The following is a 17,330-nucleotide window of genomic DNA, read 5'->3' on the forward strand; positions in this document are numbered from 1 at the left end:
CTACCCGGGCGGATCGTCCCCAGTACCGCCGTCCACACGATCGCCCGGCTGGCTCCCTGCGCCGGACACGCCCGACGGCTCATCGGGGACGACCGCTTGCGCCGGCTCCGATCCGTCCCTGGGCTCAGTCGCGTCGCCGGTACCGGCGGACTCCGAGGAGCGGCCGGAGGCTTCCTCAGCGCGGTCCGCGGCAGGGAGCGCCCGGGCGAACGCGGGGCGTACCAGCCGAGGTTTGGCGACGGCCGGCTCACCAAAGTCCGCCCGGCGCATCCGGCAGTACACCGTCTGGAACTCGCCGGCCGCGCGGCTGATACCGAGGTCAGCCGCCGCGGACAGATAGGCGAGGGCGTCGGCCCGGTCCATCCCAAGACGGGTGGACAGAAAAAGCAAAGCCGACCGGGTCGCCCGGCGGACGGCATGCGCGAGATCGGCGTGTGCCCCCAGCGTAATCCAATGGGTGTCGGTCTCGACAAAAGGTTCGCGCAGCGCACCAAGAACAGCCTCGGCCGCGGCTGCCTTCAGGACGGTCAGCCGGAAGGTCGCCCGCAGCGGCCCCTCCAACGCGACCGCGGTGGCCTTTCCCGCACCCAGGGAATAATGTGGGTCACCAACGGCAAACAATGCGCCGGGAACCTCTACCGGGAGAAACAACCGGGCACCGGCACCGAGTTCACCGCAGTCAAGAGCGCCCCCGTACGTTCCGACCGAGGTCGAACGAAGCGGCCCGGCACCGTTGATCGCGACCGACATGATTCCCATGAACGGTGACAGCGGAAAACGCACCTTCCGGCCCTCAGCTCCGCCCAGCGTGGCGAAGAGCCGGCCCCGGCGCCGTTCGACGGCACAGAAGCTGCTCGCTGTCCGGAACGCCGTCCAGTTACGGGCGGTCGCGGCGGGACCGGGAGGAGCGTTCTCGGGAAACTCCCCGGCGAGCAGTCCCGCGCCATGACGGATCGACACCACGCCGTACCTGGCCCGCGGGTGCAGCGAAACCACATCCACCCGCAGCAGGTCGCCGGGGTCAGCACCGCGGACGTACACCGGTCCGGTCACCACATGCGGACCGTCCACACCGAACCGATGCGGAATTCCCGAAGCGGCGATCATGCGAGCGTCATCGAGGACCTCGGATGTCGACACGCCGAACCGCGCGAAGAAGGCGTCCGGGTCACGCCCCTGATCGTCGAGGATCCCCTCCTGGCTGACCGTGTCGACCGTCACCGTGGCACCGGACTCCACGCTCAGCACCGGCCGTGTCTCAGCGGTCGGCACCTGACCCCACATGACTGTCTCAGGGGTGGACGGGAGATAGTGTTTTCCGTCTACTTTTCCCTTGCCCGGTTGCAGCGCCACTACAGCGCTACCACCGCGACGCCCGCGGCCACCCGCGGCGCCCCGGACGACAGACCCGTTCGTGACGGCCGACCGCCTCAGCCACCGGGCCGGGACGGCTTCCCGACAAGGAGCCCCGACCTGCGATCTGGTCATCACGTGGCACGGGCGTCAGATTCGCAGTGAAACATGACACATCTGTTTCTGACATGTTGCAGTCCTATGCATCCCCCTTCAGGTATCGATACCCCTTCAAGCATCGCTGCCTACCCATGCCCCAGTGCCCACCCATGCCACCCATGGCACCCGGCACCCGGCCCCGTCGACCGGCGCGCGCCCGCCAGGCCGGCCTTCAGGGACGGGTGAGCAGCAGCGAGCCGACCGCGTCGACCTCGGCGGTCCAGCCGGAGCGCACCAGGCAGTTCGCCTCGACGAACTCGATGACCGCCGGCCCCGTGACACCGTCACCCGGTCCCAGCGCCGCGCGGGGCACGACATCCACCTCCTGCCAGGAACCGTCCAGGTGAACAGAGCGCCGGCCACGCACCGCGGCGGGATCGGCGGCCGGCGCGGTCAGCCGGGGACGCCGGCCCGGCAGTGCCGCCACCATGCGGACGGCCACCACTTCCACCTCCCGATCCGGTGCCACATGCCCGTACCTGCGCATGTGCTCGGCCTCGAACCCCGCCTGCACCCGGCTGGCGGAAACCGCACCGCTGGACTCTGTCAACCCGCAGGCGGACGCGGCCACGATCGTCAGCTCATGCGACTGGCCGGTGTACCGGCAGTCGACCTGACGCTCCACCGTGAGCGCGGCGGCGTCCGCCGTACCCACCGCAGCCTGGACGGTCCGGGTGAGCTCGGCGAAAGCGGCGGTCAGGTCAACCTCGGTGAGAGGGCCGCGCAACGCGCGCAGGTAGTCCCGGCGGACGCCGCCGAGCGCAAGACCCAGCGCGGAAAGCACGCCGCAGGCCAGCGGTACCAGCACCCGGCGCATCCCCAGTTCCTCGGCCAGCGCGCAGGCATGGGTCCCACCGGCTCCGCCGAAGGCCACCAGGGTCAGTTCCCGCGGATCCAGCCCGCGTTCCACCGAGACCACCCGCAGTGCCCGGACCATCTCCGCGTCGGCGACCGCCACCACGCCGGCCGCCGCGGACACCGCCGACAGGGCCGCCGTCCCCGGTGTCCCCACCGCCGCTCCCACCGCCGTGCCAAGGCCTGCCAACGCCTTCTGCGCGGACGCCCGGGACAGGACGACCTCGCCGCCGAGATTCGCGCCGTCAGCCAGATAGCCGAGCACCAGGTCCGCGTCGGTGACCGTCGGCTCCACGCCCCCGCGGCCGTAGCAGGCCGGGCCGGGATCAGCACCGGCCGAGCGTGGCCCGACCCGCAGGGCACCGCCGGAATCCACCCACGCCACCGACCCGCCGCCGGCGCTCACCGAGTGCACGTCGACCGTGGGCAAGGTGATCGGTACACCGGCCAGCACCGACTCGCCGGTGGTCTGCGCACGTCCCCCCAGTACCGGCGCGACATCGGTGGACGTTCCGCCCATGTCGAAGGTGAGCAGATCGGTCACGCCCGACAGGCCCGCGACGTACGCGGCACCGACCACGCCAGCGGCCGGCCCCGAGAGCACACAGGCGGCGGCGTGCCCGGCCGCGGTCTCAAGATCCACCACACCCCCGGAGGACTGCATGACCAGGGGCACCGGCAGCCCAGCGGCCACGCACCGGCGGGCGAGCGCCCGCAGGTAAGCCGACAGCTTCGGCGTCAGGTAGGCGTCGGCGACGGTGGTGGCGAACCGCTCGTACTCCCGGAACTGCGGGAGAACCTCGTGCGAAGCCACCACGGTGACCCCCGGCAGGCCGCTCCGCAGCGCATCGGCGACCTGGCGCTCGTGCTCGGGATGGAGAAAGGAGAACAGCAGGCACACGGCCACGGCCTGAAGACCGTCAATAGCCGCGAGGGCGGTGGCGACCTGCCGCGGAGCCTCGGGGTCCAACGCGACGACCACACCGGCGGGACCGGTACGCTCCACGACGGTGTAACGGAGCTCGCGCGGCACCAGCGCCGGCGGGTGATGGCGGGTGAGATCGTAGAGAGCCGGTCGGTTCTGCCGGCCGATCTCGATGATGTCGGCGAACCCCCGCGTGGTCACCAGAGCGGTCCGCGCACCCCGCCGCTCCAGCAACGCGTTGGTGGCGACCGTGGTGCCGTGGGCGAACCGCTCGACCGTCCCAGGCTCGGTGGCCAGACCTGCCCCGCGGACGGCACCGAGCACCCCCACGGATGGGTCGGCGGGCACCGACGGCACCTTCGCGGAAACCAGCCGGCCGCCGTCATCGACAGCGACCAGGTCGGTGAAGGTCCCACCCACATCGACCCCGAGCCACATCGCCACACGGGGAATACTCGCACGGTGACGAACGTGTCTTCGCGCCCGTCTCAGCGCCTGCTCGCGGAGCTCGCTCGCGGGGTCTGCGCAACCGCCCCTCGCGAGGCCTGCGCACCCACCCGTAGCCTGCGGATACCCGCGGCAAGGACGGTCCCTGCCACATATTTGGCACACTTACCATGCCCGTGGCCTGTCTCACTGGTCACAGCGTTCGGACAGATCAAGTAAGGCCTGCGAGTAGCCTGAGCACACGACAACGGAAGGGCCCGCGCGGCGGGCCATAACAGAGGGTAGATAGAGGGGAACGCCCCCGTGACAGCACCGACGGTACCCGAGTCCGGACCCGACTTCGGCCCCAACGAGTGGCTGGTATTTGAGATCTACCAGCAGTATCTCGCGGACCCTGAGAGTGTTTCGCCGGAGTGGCGCGAGTTCCTCTCCGACTATCAACCGGGCGAGGTGAACGGGCAGCCGGGTACGGCCGAGCCCGTCCCCCCTGTTGTCATAGCTGGTTCCGTGCCACGGCCAGGCCAACTGGACGCCACCCCCACCGACCAGCCGCGCGGCACGGTGATCAACACGGCCGCGGCCGCGGCTGCGGCCACGCCTGCCCGGCCACCGGCATCCGGGCAGGCCGTGCCAGTCCCGACGAACGGCGTCCCCACGTCGCCGCTGCGCGGTGCCGCCGCCCGGGTAGCCGCCAACATGGAGACGTCCCTGCACGTCCCGACGGCGACGTCGGTACGCGCGGTCCCGGCCAAGCTGCTCGCGGACAACCGGATCGTCATCAACCGGCACCTGGCTCGGTCCCGTGGCGGCAAGGTCTCGTTCACCCATCTGATCGGGTATGCGATGGTCAAGGCGCTCGAGACGGCGCCGGCCATGAATCACTCGTACGCTGAGATCGCCGGCAAGCCGACCCTCGTCGAGCCGGAGCACGTCAACCTCGGGCTCGCCATCGACCTGATCAAGGGAACCTCCCGGCAGCTGGTGGTTGCCGCGGTCAAGCAGGCCCAGGCCATGGATTTCAGCCAGTTCTGGCTCACCTACGAAGACCTCGTCCGGCGTGCCCGCACGAACAAGCTCACCGCCGACGACTTCACCGATGTGACGATCACCCTGACCAACCCCGGTGGCATCGGCACCGTGCACTCGGTCCCGCGCCTGATGCAGGGGCAGGGAACAATCATCGGCGTCGGCGCCATGGAGTACCCGGCCGAGTTCCAGGGGGCGTCCACCGAAACCCTGTCGAAGCTGGCAGTCTCAAAAATCATCACGTTGACCAGCACCTATGACCACCGGATCATTCAGGGTGCGCAGTCCGGCGAATACCTGCGCCGGATGCACCAGCTCCTGCTCGGCGAGGACGGTTTCTACGAGGAGATCTTCCGCTCGCTGCGCATACCGTACGAACCGGTGCGCTGGGTCACCGATATCACCTCGTCCCACGATGGCGATCTTGACCACGGTACCCGGGTACTCGAACTGATCCATGCCTACCGGGTGCGCGGACACCTGATGGCCGACACGAACCCCCTTGAGTTCGCCATCCGCAGCCACCCTGACCTCGACATCATCAGCCATGGCCTGACCCTGTGGGACCTCGACCGCGAGTTTCCCGTCGACGGCTTCGCCGGCCACCGCCGGATGACGCTACGCGACATTCTTGGTGTCCTGCGGGACTCCTACTGCCGCCGGGTCGGTATCGAGTACATGCACATCCAGGAGCCCGACGAGCGGGTCTGGATCCAGCAGCGGGTCGAACGGGCCGCCGAGCGCCCCGACCCGGCCGAGCAGCTGCACGTCCTGGAGCGGCTCGGCGCGGCCGAGGCGTTCGAGTCGTTCCTGCAGACCAAATACGTGGGCCAGCGGCGATTCTCGCTCGAAGGCGCGGAGTCGGCCATCCCCCTGCTCGACGAGGTACTCCAGCGGGCCGCTGAAGCGGGCATGGACGAGGTCACCCTCGGAATGGCGCACCGCGGCCGGCTGAACGTGCTGGCGAACATCGTCGGCAAGTCCTACCGGCAGATCTTCGCCGAGTTCGAGGGCTACGTCGACCCGCAGACGGCGCACGGTTCGGGCGACGTCAAGTACCACCTCGGCGCGGAGGGCATCTACACCAGCCCGGACGGTCGCCAGGTGCCGATCTCGCTGGTGTCCAACCCGTCCCATCTGGAGGCGGTCGACCCGGTGCTGGAAGGTGTCACCCGGGCCAAGCAGGACATGCTCAACAAGGGTCCCGAGGGCTTCACGGTGCTGCCGGTGCTCGTCCACGGGGACGCCGCCTTCGCCGGCCAGGGCGTGGTCGCCGAGACGTTGAACCTCTCGCAGCTGCGTGGGTACCGCACCGGCGGGACCGTGCACGTCGTCATCAACAACCAGGTCGGGTTCACCACGTCACCGATCGCCAGCCGGTCGTCGGTATACGCGACCGACGTCGCCCGGATGGTGCAGGCCCCCATCTTCCATGTGAACGGGGACGACCCCGAGGCGTGTGTACGAGTCGCGCGGCTGGCCTTCGAGTACCGGCAGGCGTTCCACAAGGACGTCGTCATCGACATGGTGTGCTACCGGCGGCGCGGGCACAACGAGATGGACGAGCCGTCGTTCACCCAGCCGCTGATGTACGACACGATCGCCACGAAGCGGTCGGTCCGTAAGCTCTACACCGAAGCGCTGATCGGCCGTGGTGACATCACGCTGGCCGAGGCCGAGCAGGCCATGAAGAGCTACTCGGTACAGCTGGAGAAGGCGTTCGCCGAGACCCGTGACACCAGCCAACGCCCAGCTCACGGGCCTCGGCTGGTGACGACTCCAGCGGAGGCCGCGGCGGCTGCCGCCGTGTCCACCGCCGTGTCGCTGGACGCCATCAAGATGATCATAGATACCCAGACCGCCCTGCCGGCCGGATTCACCGTTCATCCGCGGCTGCGCCCGCAGCTCGAGCGCCGGGCACAGATGATCGCGACTGGGACGATCGACTGGGCGTGCGCCGAGACCATCGCCTTCGGCTCGGTCCTGCTCGACGGCCGGCCTATCCGCCTTGCCGGGCAGGACAGCCGGCGCGGTACCTTCGGCCAGCGGCACGCCGTTCTGGTCGACCGGCACAGTGGCGAGGACTACTGCCCGCTGAAGTCGTTGGAGGCCGAGGAGGGCGCCGGCACCTTCTACGTCCACGACTCGCTGCTGAGCGAGTTCGCGGCGATGGGCTTCGAGTACGGCTACTCGGTGGCTCGCCCGGAAGCGCTCGTGCTGTGGGAAGCCCAGTTTGGCGACTTCGCGAACGGGGCACAGTCGATCATCGATGAGTTCATCGCGGCGGGCGAGGCCAAGTGGGGCCAGCGCAACTCGGTCGGCCTTCTGCTCCCGCACGGCTACGAGGGGCAGGGCCCGGACCACTCCTCCGCCCGCATCGAACGCTTCCTGTCGCTGTGCGCCGAGAACAACATGCTGGTGTCCGCTCCGTCGAGCCCGGCAAGTTACTTCCACCTGCTGCGCCGGCAGGCGCTCTCACCGGTGCGACGCCCGCTGGTGGTGTTCACTCCCAAGTCGATGCTGCGGCTGAAGGCCGCGACCTCGACGGTCGAGGACCTGACAACAGGATCATGGCGTCCGGTAATCGACGACACAAAGATCGACAACCGGAGCAACGTCCGGAGAGTACTGCTGTCGGGCGGAAAGGTCTATTACGACCTCCTGGCCGAGCAGACCAGCAAAAAGATCACCGATACCGCGCTCGTCCGGATCGAGCAGCTCTACCCCACGCCGGTCGCGGAGCTCGGGGAGGTCCTGAGCACCTACCCGAACCTCGCCGACGTGGTCTGGGTGCAGGAGGAGCCGGCCAATCAGGGCGCCTACCCGCACATGGCCATCCACCTGCCCGATGCCTTGCCGGCGGGGCTGCGGGTGCGCCGGGTATCACGTAAGGCGTCGGCCGCTCCGGCGTCCGGCTCCTCCTCCGTGCACGAGAAGGAACAGAAAGCGCTGATCGAGGCTGCGTTCACCGCGTAAGAACGCCCGAAACGAGGCTGGGACTTGGAAACCGGAGCTGACGGTGTACTTCACCGACAGGGGTATTGAGGAGCTGTCGGCGCGTCGCGGGGAGGAGACCGTGACGCTCGACTGGCTCGCTGACGAGTTGCGTGCGTTCGTCGACCTGCATCCCCAGTACGAGGACGCGGTCGAGGAACTGGCCACCTATCTGGCCCGTCTCGACGACCCGGACAGCTAGGGCGTTTCGGAAGCCAGCTGTCCGGCTCGCGCCGCTTAAAGGAGCGGGGTTGGGGTGCGTGCATCGTGAGGCGGCGGAGGCAGCCACCGGAGGTGGTGGGTGGCGACCGACGAGCCGGGGTACCCGTGCATCGCGCAGCGATGGACGGGGAGCGATGACGCGAGGTGCGTGCCCTGGCCCCGCCCGCCGCGTCCCCTATTGCCGGGCGCTCTTAGCGTGCGTTTGCGATCGCGATCATTTTATTGATCATCGGGATATACAAGGGCTGACCAGTACCGATGGCACTCGGCAGCGCAGGGGATGAGCCGTCCGTCCACATCCGGGGAAGCCCGCCGCCACTTTTCCACAGCTCGCCGGGTGGCGTTCCGTTCGGCGGACCAATCGGCGAGGCTCGTGGGCATGGCCCCGGACCCCGGTCAGCGCTCCTGGCAGAAGACAGCCGACCACCAGTGTGGCGTCATCTCGATCCGCGCCGCTGTCGCGGCCGGGACGACCCGGTCAGCGATTCGATGGCGGGTCAGATCCGGCCGATGGCAGCGGCCCCTGCCCGGGGTGCTCGTGACACGCCCCGGGCCGCTCACCCGTATGCAGTTGTTGTGGTGCGCGCTCGAGTCCATCGGCCCCGGAGCTGTGCTCGGCGGTGCCTGCGCGGCGGCCCTGGGGGGCCTGCACGGCTTTGACGAGGAGAGCGTCACCGTTCTTGTACCGCCGGGGCGACGGCCGGGCCCCCGCCCCGGCGTCGTCATTCGCCACAGCGCTCAGCTCGGCCCCGCGGACGTGTGTCCGCGACCGTATCCGCCGCGGACCCGGCTGGCCCGTTCCGTTGTCGATATGGCCGACTGGGCGGCGCGGCCACAGGTTTCCCATGCCGTCCTCGCCGCCGCTGTACACCAACGCCTGACCACCGTCGCGGAACTGCGCGATGTCACCCGAGCCCGCGGGCCGATCAGACAACGGAATTTGATCACGAAAATACTGAGCGACCTGGAACGTGTCCACGGATCGGTACCCATCGGATGTCAGGACGGCACGTTGAACAACGCCCGGTCAGGCCGGCCGTCGGTCGGCCGGATGATCCCGACACAGGAGTACGGCAGCTCCGCCCTTTCCTCCACCGCCACCCCTTTGGCCGCACAAAGCGAGAGGATATGAGCCAGTTCCGCCAACCGGCCGGGTGCGACAACGACTTTCCAGGGCACCCGTCGCAACAGCACCCTTGTCGTCTCACCGACCCCCGGCTTGACAAGGCCGATGTTCGTGATTCCATAATCCTTCGCCAGCATTTCGACCGCGCGCCAGCCGGCCCAGGTCGGGGTACGGTCCTCCGCTTGGCGCAGCCCATGCGCGACCGCGTCCGACGCGGCGGGAAAGGCCGCCATAACGGTGTCGACGTACCGGCGGGAATAATCCCGGTCAGCCAGGTGCCGATAGTACTTCGCCCCGTGGAAGTCAGCCGGACCGATCAGTGCGGAATTCAGCACGGTTCTGCTCACCAGGCCGCTGACCGTGGAGTTCAGACAGCTGTGCGGGATGAGGAAGTCGTCCCGGGTGCCGTAAACCGACGTGCAGTGGCCCGGATCCGAGAGCACCGCCATGGAGCTGTCCACGCCGAACTGCCCCGCCGCAGCCTGCAGGACCTTCAAGATAGCGCCTTTGCCCGTCCAGCCATCGACGAACTGGAGCGCATGGGGGGCATGGCGGTCCAGGATCCACCGCAACGCGTTCTCGTCAAGCCCCCGGTCCTTGATAATGGAGACCGAGTAGTGCGGCAGCTCGAGCCCGTGCTTCCACCGGGCCCAACGCCGCATGAGGATTCCGGCGGGCGTGCCGGCCCGCGCGAGCGATACGATAACCGGCTTATCCTTGCTTGCAAGCACAAGCTCGGTGGCTATACCGACCGCGGTGGCGACCCGTTCCGCCGACCGCGTGAGGGCATCCTCGAAAAGAGCAAGATAGGAATCCGAGGGTTCGTACTCGACAGGCAGATCCTCAGCGTAGTGACGTCCCTTGGAGAAATCCTCCTCACGGTCTTCAGCGGGGCGCTCCAGCGGGATGTCACTGAGATCCTTCAGCAGAAAGACCACATCCGCGGGATCGTAGGACCCCGAACCCACCGTGCCCGGAATGGCTCCCAGGACCGTACCCTCGCTCAACTCGCTCCCCCTGCCACACGCCCGGTCGGCCAGGTCATCGGACGCCTGTCCGGGCCTCGGGCCGGAATCGTGACCACGGTCACCGGCGCGCACCGACGCAGCATCCCGACCATCCCGGCGACGTCGGCCTCCGCCAGCCCGCCGTTGGCGACCGAATCGACCACGACCACGATGTCGTCGTACAGGCCCGGCCGGACGTTGTAGACATGACTCATCCGGGTGGGGTCGTCCGGCGCCGGGAACGTCAGCGCGCAGCGGATCGCACAGCCTTCGGCGTCGATCGGGTAGACCGGCGAACGCGTTGTCGAGTGGTAAAGCACCGCGCCCGAGATAATTTCATCGAGCGCGGCCCCGATTCGCAACGGTGTGTACATGAGCTCTTCCGTGCCAAGCAGCAGAACGCGTCCGGACGGCTCGGTCAGCACCGCCGCAATCTCCCGGGCGACCGCCGGCACGACCGCGTCGAGCAGTGCCCGGTCCGCCTGCGACCAACCGTGGCGCGCACCGTCGGGAAGCTCGGCCGGCCAGTCAGGCCGTACGGAGCGGACCGGATGACGCCAGGTGGACGGCTCCCGCGCGGCCGCACCGACAGGGTCACCGCCATGGCGGGCCCGAAGCCGTTGCGCGCGCAGAGCTACGTCGTGCGGCACCACCAGCTCTCCGGACAGCAGCGACACCACCCGCACCGGAACACCAAGACGGTCCGCGAGCTCGTTGAACGCACGCCGGGACTCCGGCGGCCGGGCGTCGAACAGCGTCGCCACGGTGTAGGAGGGCCGTGGCGCGAAGGCGTGCAGCGCCTGAATCGTGCCCAGCGCGGTCCGGCCGGTCGAGAGCTCGTCATCCACCAGGATCAGCGGACGCGGCGCCCGCACCACCTCGGGATCGGTCGGCATGAGCCAGTGGTAGGTGGCATGGGAATGTGCCTCGTCAAAGTCGAGCAGGGTGGTGGCGCCGGGTACCACCCGACGAGTGGTATGCAGATAGTCACAACCCGCAATGCCGTCCGCCACCGCATGCCCAAGCGAGGTTGCCGTCTCACAGTAACCGACCACCAGTGGCCCAGCCGTCATCAGCGCACCCCCCAGCCCAGCGGAGTCCTCGCGGACCCGGGCCGCCAGCAGCCGACCAGCCGCCAGCGATTCCCGTGGCGGCACCGGAAGATGTTTGCCGAGTACTCGGCTGACCAGCAGATGTGCCCGCAGCGGATTGCGCCGCAACGCAAGCCCGACCAGCCCGTGCAGGCCCCTGCCCAGCGTGTCGGTTCTGATCCTGATATCGAGCCCCAGCTCGTCCCACAGCCAGTTCGGGCCGCTCGAAGACTGCCCGAGGTGATCCGCCAGGCTCACACGACCTCCGCCCTCACCGCTGTTGCCATCCGGGACAATCCGCGTGTCACCGGAACGTCACGACACTCCGGTCGCGGCCAGAACGTCGACGAACGTGTGGCCCTCCCGCAGGACACCGAAGGCCTGGGCCCGCCGCAGCACCCCTTGCGCCCAGATCCGATGGGGTCCCAGCTCGTTCATCTTGTTCGCGTAGCAACTCGGCCGTACCCCGCCGGCGTCCTCCGCGAGAATCGCTATGGCGTCCACGTACTCTTCGTGGCTGGCAACATGCAGCGCATGCACGGCAGGCACATGACTGGGGTGGATCACGGTTTTGCCCAGCAATCCGTTCGCCTTGTCAAGCACCACCTCGCGGATGAGCCGATCAAGATCGGCGGAGACGAGGCGCAGGCGCAGGCGAGCACCGTCCGCACTGTCATCGACAAGATCAGCTTCCTCGAATGGCGTGACCCGCAGCGCGCTCACGAACAGGCGCTCCGGCTGAGCGAAATATTCCCATACCGGCCCGCTCACCACATGGTCGCCGCCACGGGCACACACGTTGACGATATCCGCGATGCAATCACGGACCACCGCGATGTCGTAGATGGTCAGGTCCCGATTCCGTCGCAACCCGAACAGCCCGCAAAGGTCGGTGGCGCCCAAGCGGACCGCCAGCACGACATCGGCGTGTTTGTCGACGAGCTCCCGGACCCCCGACAGCGCCGCCGCGCGAGTCTCCCTGAAAATAACCTCCGGACTTTCCAGCACGGGCATCGCCCAGAGCATCCGGCCGAGCCGCTCGGCGGCACGCGACACAGCCGCCAACGCCGGCTCTCCGTTTTCAGGACTGAACTTCGGCAGGACGAATCCGGCGAACGCCGCGGCCGCGGCGGAATCAAGACGTGCGGTCAGAAGCGGTATCTGCTCCGTGTCGCGGACCCGGACGAACAACAACGGCGGCCCGCCGCCAGCGGTCGGTGGATCTTCCCCCAGGTTACGAAGAGCGGCAACCACGTTCGCCTCGGCCGTGGCGACCTCGTGGTCAGCGATGGCGTCCTCCAGGCAGAGCACCATCGACGTCACCCCGGCCGCGGCCTGCCGACGGACATCCGCGGCCAGCGTCGGCCGCGTGCCCGGGGCGTAGAGGGTGGCGCCCAGCGCCGTTGCCACAAGCCGGCGGTCCCCATCCGGGAGGATCTCCTCAGGCAACCGGTGAAACAGCGCGTCCGTCCGGTCCGCGTCCAGAAAACCGAAGTGACGCACCCAGCGAACCCCCTATCATCGTCATCCTTTGTCAGCCGTCAGCCGTCAGGCTTGCCAGACGGTACATCGCCCGCCGGCCGTGTGGAATGGCTGTCCGGCAACTTCCCCACCGCTGTCATCCAGCGGACGACCGCATTTCACCCAGTCGCCGGATCACATACTCAACCGGGTCCGTCACGACCTGCCGAACAGCCGCTTGTACTCAGCGGCCGACCGAGCGTTCCGCCCACCGTACATGATCGTCGAACACACATTGTCCGGCGACGAGTCGTGAAAGTAACTTTCATAGCCGATCACGTCCGCGTTCGTCATGAAACTGTCATACATCTTCCGGACGTAGAACGGGTTGTCGCCGCCAGCATCACCGCCACAAGACGTGACACCCCACTCACCCACGCCGACTTTCCGGCCATGCGCACGAGCGAACCGAATGAGATCGCAGAGACCGTTGACGCTGTCGCACTGACGCTGCCACGCCGCCTCGTCCCGCGCCGGCGGGTAGTGATCGTAAGCGTCGATACCGACGACGTCAACGTAGGCATCACCGGGGTAGGCGTCCCATGGATTCCCGCTCGCCGGTACCGGGGAACTGTGGGCATTGAACGTCCAGTCAATCCTGACCTTCGGGTTTGCGGAACGGATGGCAACGGCGATCCGACGAAAACACTCCGTGAAATTCCTGGCGTCGGCGTCCGCATGCCAGTACATGTACATCCCGTTGAACTCCCAGCCGATCCGTACGATGGAGTCAGCCCGGTTTTTGCGCGTGAGAAAGGAGCCGAATCTCCGCCAGTGCTCGTCATAAGCGCCGCGGGCGCACGCGGCATTGCTCCCCTGCCCCTCCGGAAACGTCGGCTGGCTGATGACCAGTTTCCCCGGAAAAGCCGCGAAGTCGTCCACCGGCCAGTCGGGCTCGGATATCGGGCCCCACCCCCTGTCCCGGCTCGTAAAGACGAGCGCCACGTCGACCGGCCGGTCCCGCCACGCGCCAAAGGCCAGATAGGGCGCCAGCTCGTTCGCCAGGTGCACGCCGGACAGCCAGGGCAGGCCCGACAGCCTTCCCCGGGTATCCCAGCCGGTGACCGGTGGTGAACCGCGATTCCGGAGCGCCGGCCCGATGGCGAGGACTCCGGCAGCGGCGACGATGCCGGACAGTACCAGGCCCGCGGCCACCCACCGCCACCCGATCGGCAGCGACCGGGCCCGCTGGTCACCTCTTCGAGAGCTCCCACGAAAACCCGCCCGGAGGCCTTGATGATCATTGGCACGGCGCAAGCGATTCACCTGACAATCAGGGCTTCGTCCGGCGGATGACGGAGAATCACCCCAGTGGGGGCCCTGTCACCCGGTATCCCGCCGACCGCCGCGGCCGCGGCCGCGGCTGCGGCTGCGGCTGCGTTCTCCGGCGAGCTCAGGAACAGGCGTACCCCCCAGGGAAGCTCCGCGCCCTCGAGCGAGACCTCGAGCGTGCGCGCGGCTGTCGCCGGCACCGCCGACACCCGCGCCAGCGGGTGCCCATCTTCGTTCGCCTGCGGTGGGGTCGTCCCCGGCCGCGCGACAAGCACCATCGCCGGCAACGGCCCGTCCGCGCTGATCTGCACGCGCAGGGTGCGGCGGCGCCAGCCAGACCGGGCCAGGGTGTAGGTGACCGTCATCTCCCGGTCGTGATGGTCGTGATAGCCGTTACGGTCGTGCGGCTCATGCGGCTCATGCGGCTCATGCGGCTCATGCGGCTCATGCGGCTCATGCGGCTCATGCGGCTCATGTTGGGCAGCCGAGCGGGCTACAACTGCCGTACCGAGCGCGGCCGCACGCAGCGTCCCGCCGGTACGCACCAGTGGATAGCAGGCGACGAAGTAGGGCGAACCGTCACGCGGCGCGGCGAGATGCCACCCTCCCTTGATCTCCAGACTGGCGTTGGTGACCTTCGCCTGGAAGGCGCTCGGATCGTCCGGCCCGGTCGGGAACTGGTCCCGGCGCCACAGGACACGGGCCTCGGTAATCCCCGATGGCAGCTGAAAGGACAACACGATCTCCTCGCCACGGTCGTCCGCACGCAGCTCCCGGATGCGCTCGACCACCAGATGCCGCACGCCACGGCCGGCCACCGCCCGGCCATCGCGCACGGCCACCGGTGTGTACTCCAGCTCTCCGACGGCCAGGGGGTCCACCAAGTGGCCGTCCCCACTCGACCCAACCAGCCGTGCCCGCTCGGCTATGTTCGCCAAGTCGATCTCGGCGCCCTCGGCCCCGACCGGAGACGCCGACCCGGGGCCCGCCGCCGGCACGGCGTAGATCCGCACATGCGTGTCCGGCATGCTGCTCCAGCGCAACGCGGTCTGCCCGTTGACGGTGGTGACCGCCAGATCACGTACCAGCGGCGGGCGTGGCGTCACCGTAATCGTGATCCCCGAGCCGGCGGTCCGGGAGGGCTGCCCGTCCACATCCCGATATTCGACATACACCCAGTAGCGGTAGGTGACACCGGCCTGGACAGCCGTGTCGACATACTGGCCGGCGCTCGCCCGGATCCGACGCATGGGGACCAGCACCGGCGACGACTCGTCCACGGTCCGATCGATTGTGACGGCGTCCACGGGGCCGTCCAGCCGCCACGACAGCCTCACATCGGCACCGGTCTGCTCCGCATGCAGGCCCGCTACATCCCGCACCACCACGATACCGGGCGTACGCACCGCTACCGACCGCCGGCTGCCCACGATCGCCGTCACCTCGTGACGAACCAGCACCCCAGCCGGGGCTCCGGCATCGGACAGCTCGGTGGACCGAGTCGTACCCAGGCTGCGTTCAACCGGCGCTGCTCCCCCCGGGCCGCCCGTCTCCCCCACCAGCCTGACCACCCGGTAGGACACCGGCCCAAGCGCCGAGGGAGAGGCCCGCCAGCGCAGCACCACGGCACCGTCCTCGCTGCTCGCGGTCAGCTCGGTTGGCGGCGGGAGTGGCAGCGCCGCCAGTGCGGCCAGCGCCGCCCTGCTGTCAGCCACGGTCGCGAGCACCGCGGCCAGCGCGTTCTCCTGCTCGGCTGGCGGCAGTGCCCGCGCCGCGTCGACCCGGCGGCGGATGACCTCCTGGTGGGCGGTGAGCTCGGCAAGCACCTCATCCGCGGAACGCCCGTCCGGACCGGGCACATCGGATGCCTGGGCGACGAGCCAACGGGCCCCGTCGGCAGCGGCGTCCTCGCAGCGGGCTTCGCGGTACTCGACCAGTGCCCGCCACCCGGCGTCGGCGGCGGCCAGCGCGGCCCGCAGCCGCGCGTCGAGATCCTCGGCCGCGCGGGCTGCCTGCCCACCCACCGCCACGAGCACCGAGCGCGCTTCAGCCAGCAGCTCACCGGCGTGCTTGGGATGGCCGTTCTCCAGGTCCCGACGGATCGCGGCGAGGGCATCAGCTGCCTCGCGGGCCTGGCGCAGACTGTGCCCGCAGAACCGGCACGCCGCCGCGGCGGCCTCGGTCGCCCGGCCGCACGAAGGACACGCGGTGTAGAGCTCGGCGTCGCAATAACGACAGACGCGTGAACCGTCCACCGGCTCCGGGCGGCTGCAACACGGACAGACAACGTAGTCGACGACGGCACCGGTCGTCACCGCCGCGCCCAGCTCCCGGGCGATACCGAGCAACACGGCCTTCGCCTGTGCCGCCGAAAGCCCCCGCCCGGCCGCCAGGACCTCCCGGACCAGCCCCTCGAAAGCGGCCGGCCCCAGCTCACCATCGAGAACGACGTGTTCCTCGACCTTCGGCCGGATCTCGTCGCGGGCATCGGCGATCAGCCCGGCCGTGTAGGCGGCCGGATCACCGTCGAGCAGCCTGGTGCGCACCTGCGCGAGCAGGTCGGCGGTCACCGTCTTCTCGCGGTCAAGCGGACGCCGCTGATTACCCTCGACAAGGAGGTCGTAAGCAGCCTGGATCCGGGCCGGCACGGAGTCGGCTGGAACACCCAGCAACGCCCACAGGGACGCGGTGCCAGCTCGATCTCCGTCGCGTAGCTGCCGCAGCTCGATCAGGCGATCACGGATCTGGCGCCGCAGCCCCGGCGCGAGTGGCTCGGCCTCATCGCCGGAACCATCCTCGATCACCTTCTCACCGGCGAGGATCGCGTCGAACTGTTCGGTGGTCACCCCGTCAGCCGACGCCAGCCGGCGCAGCCCCGCAATTCGAGACCGGGGAACCCCACCAAAACGCTCACGCACAGTAGCGAGATTGCGAGCCACCTTGGCCAGCCGTTCGGCATCCCCGCTGCGGCGTGCGGCCAGCACGCGGAGCCGGGCCTGCTCACGGCTGTGCGCGTCCAGTAGCGGCGCCTCCCACTCGGCCCTCCGCCGGACCAGTGCCGCCGCCAACGTCGCGTACCGTGCCGAGTTCCGCTGCCGCTGCAAAAACGCGATGACGCGGGCCAGGTGTGCGCGTACCTCGGCCTCGGTGTAAACGACGGCCGGGTCCAGCGCAGCCACGAAGAACGGGTCCTCAAGATCGAGATTGGACCGGCGTTGCAGCTCCGCCAGCACACGCTGGCGGTAGCCGCTGCCGTCGAACACCACGCTCACCGCTCCACCTTCGTCCCCACCGCGGAGCGTATGAACCCAGCCCGGACGCGGCACCGATCT

General features: G+C 68.8%; 9 protein-coding genes. 2 read left to right on the forward strand and 7 right to left on the reverse strand.

Annotated features, from left to right (window positions below):
* Both MJ785_RS03290 and MJ785_RS03295 read right to left on the reverse strand, forming a co-directional pair.
* Window positions 1-1,353 carry an acetamidase/formamidase family protein gene (locus MJ785_RS03290; RefSeq protein WP_239380018.1) on the reverse strand — a complete coding sequence of 451 codons (1,353 nt, stop codon included), beginning with the start codon at window positions 1,351-1,353 and terminating at the stop codon, window positions 1-3.
* Window positions 1,354-1,684: 331 nt separating this feature from the next.
* A complete protein-coding gene (locus MJ785_RS03295; protein ID WP_239310947.1) occupies window positions 1,685-3,730 on the reverse strand; it encodes a hydantoinase/oxoprolinase family protein in 2,046 nt (681 codons plus the stop codon).
* Between the two features lie 312 nt (window positions 3,731-4,042).
* Here MJ785_RS03295 and MJ785_RS03300 point away from each other — a divergent pair, with 312 nt between their 5' ends.
* Window positions 4,043-7,741 (forward strand): multifunctional oxoglutarate decarboxylase/oxoglutarate dehydrogenase thiamine pyrophosphate-binding subunit/dihydrolipoyllysine-residue succinyltransferase subunit, encoded by a 3,699-nt coding sequence (locus MJ785_RS03300; protein ID WP_239310939.1) that lies wholly within the window; start codon window positions 4,043-4,045, stop codon window positions 7,739-7,741.
* A gap of 43 nt (window positions 7,742-7,784) precedes the next feature.
* Entirely contained in the window at window positions 7,785-7,961 is a 177-nt protein-coding gene (locus MJ785_RS03305) for a DUF6104 family protein (RefSeq protein ID WP_239310940.1), read from the forward strand.
* A 1,019-nt stretch (window positions 7,962-8,980) separates the two neighbouring features.
* Here the strand turns inward: MJ785_RS03305 and MJ785_RS03310 are convergent.
* From MJ785_RS03310 to MJ785_RS03330, 5 genes are all read right to left on the reverse strand, one after another.
* Window positions 8,981-10,114: a cysteine protease StiP family protein gene (locus MJ785_RS03310; protein WP_239310941.1), complete on the reverse strand. Its 1,134-nt coding sequence runs from the start codon at window positions 10,112-10,114 to the stop codon at window positions 8,981-8,983.
* Window positions 10,111-11,463: a phosphoribosyltransferase family protein gene (locus MJ785_RS03315; protein WP_239380019.1), complete on the reverse strand. Its 1,353-nt coding sequence runs from the start codon at window positions 11,461-11,463 to the stop codon at window positions 10,111-10,113. Before MJ785_RS03315 ends, MJ785_RS03310 begins: the two co-directional genes overlap by 4 nt.
* A gap of 57 nt (window positions 11,464-11,520) precedes the next feature.
* On the reverse strand, window positions 11,521-12,708 hold the full coding sequence (locus tag MJ785_RS03320) for an HpcH/HpaI aldolase/citrate lyase family protein (protein ID WP_239373210.1): 1,188 nt from the start codon (window positions 12,706-12,708) through the stop codon (window positions 11,521-11,523).
* Window positions 12,709-12,882: 174 nt separating this feature from the next.
* Window positions 12,883-13,881 carry a glycoside hydrolase family 26 protein gene (locus tag MJ785_RS03325; RefSeq protein ID WP_239310944.1) on the reverse strand — a complete coding sequence of 333 codons (999 nt, stop codon included), beginning with the start codon at window positions 13,879-13,881 and terminating at the stop codon, window positions 12,883-12,885.
* Between the two features lie 107 nt (window positions 13,882-13,988).
* Window positions 13,989-17,270 (reverse strand): zinc ribbon domain-containing protein, encoded by a 3,282-nt coding sequence (locus MJ785_RS03330; protein WP_239380020.1) that lies wholly within the window; start codon window positions 17,268-17,270, stop codon window positions 13,989-13,991.
* Window positions 17,271-17,330 lie beyond the last annotated feature (60 nt).

The organism is Protofrankia sp. CiT1 (assembly GCF_917627335.1).
GTDB lineage: Bacteria > Actinomycetota > Actinomycetes > Frankiales > Frankiaceae > Protofrankia.

What these genes read in the sequence shown, in the direction of transcription:
- MJ785_RS03295 (WP_239310947.1), bottom strand. Translation starts at nt 3,730, where the DNA reads ATGTGGCTCGGGGTCGATGTGGGTGGGACCTTCACCGACCTGGTCGCT.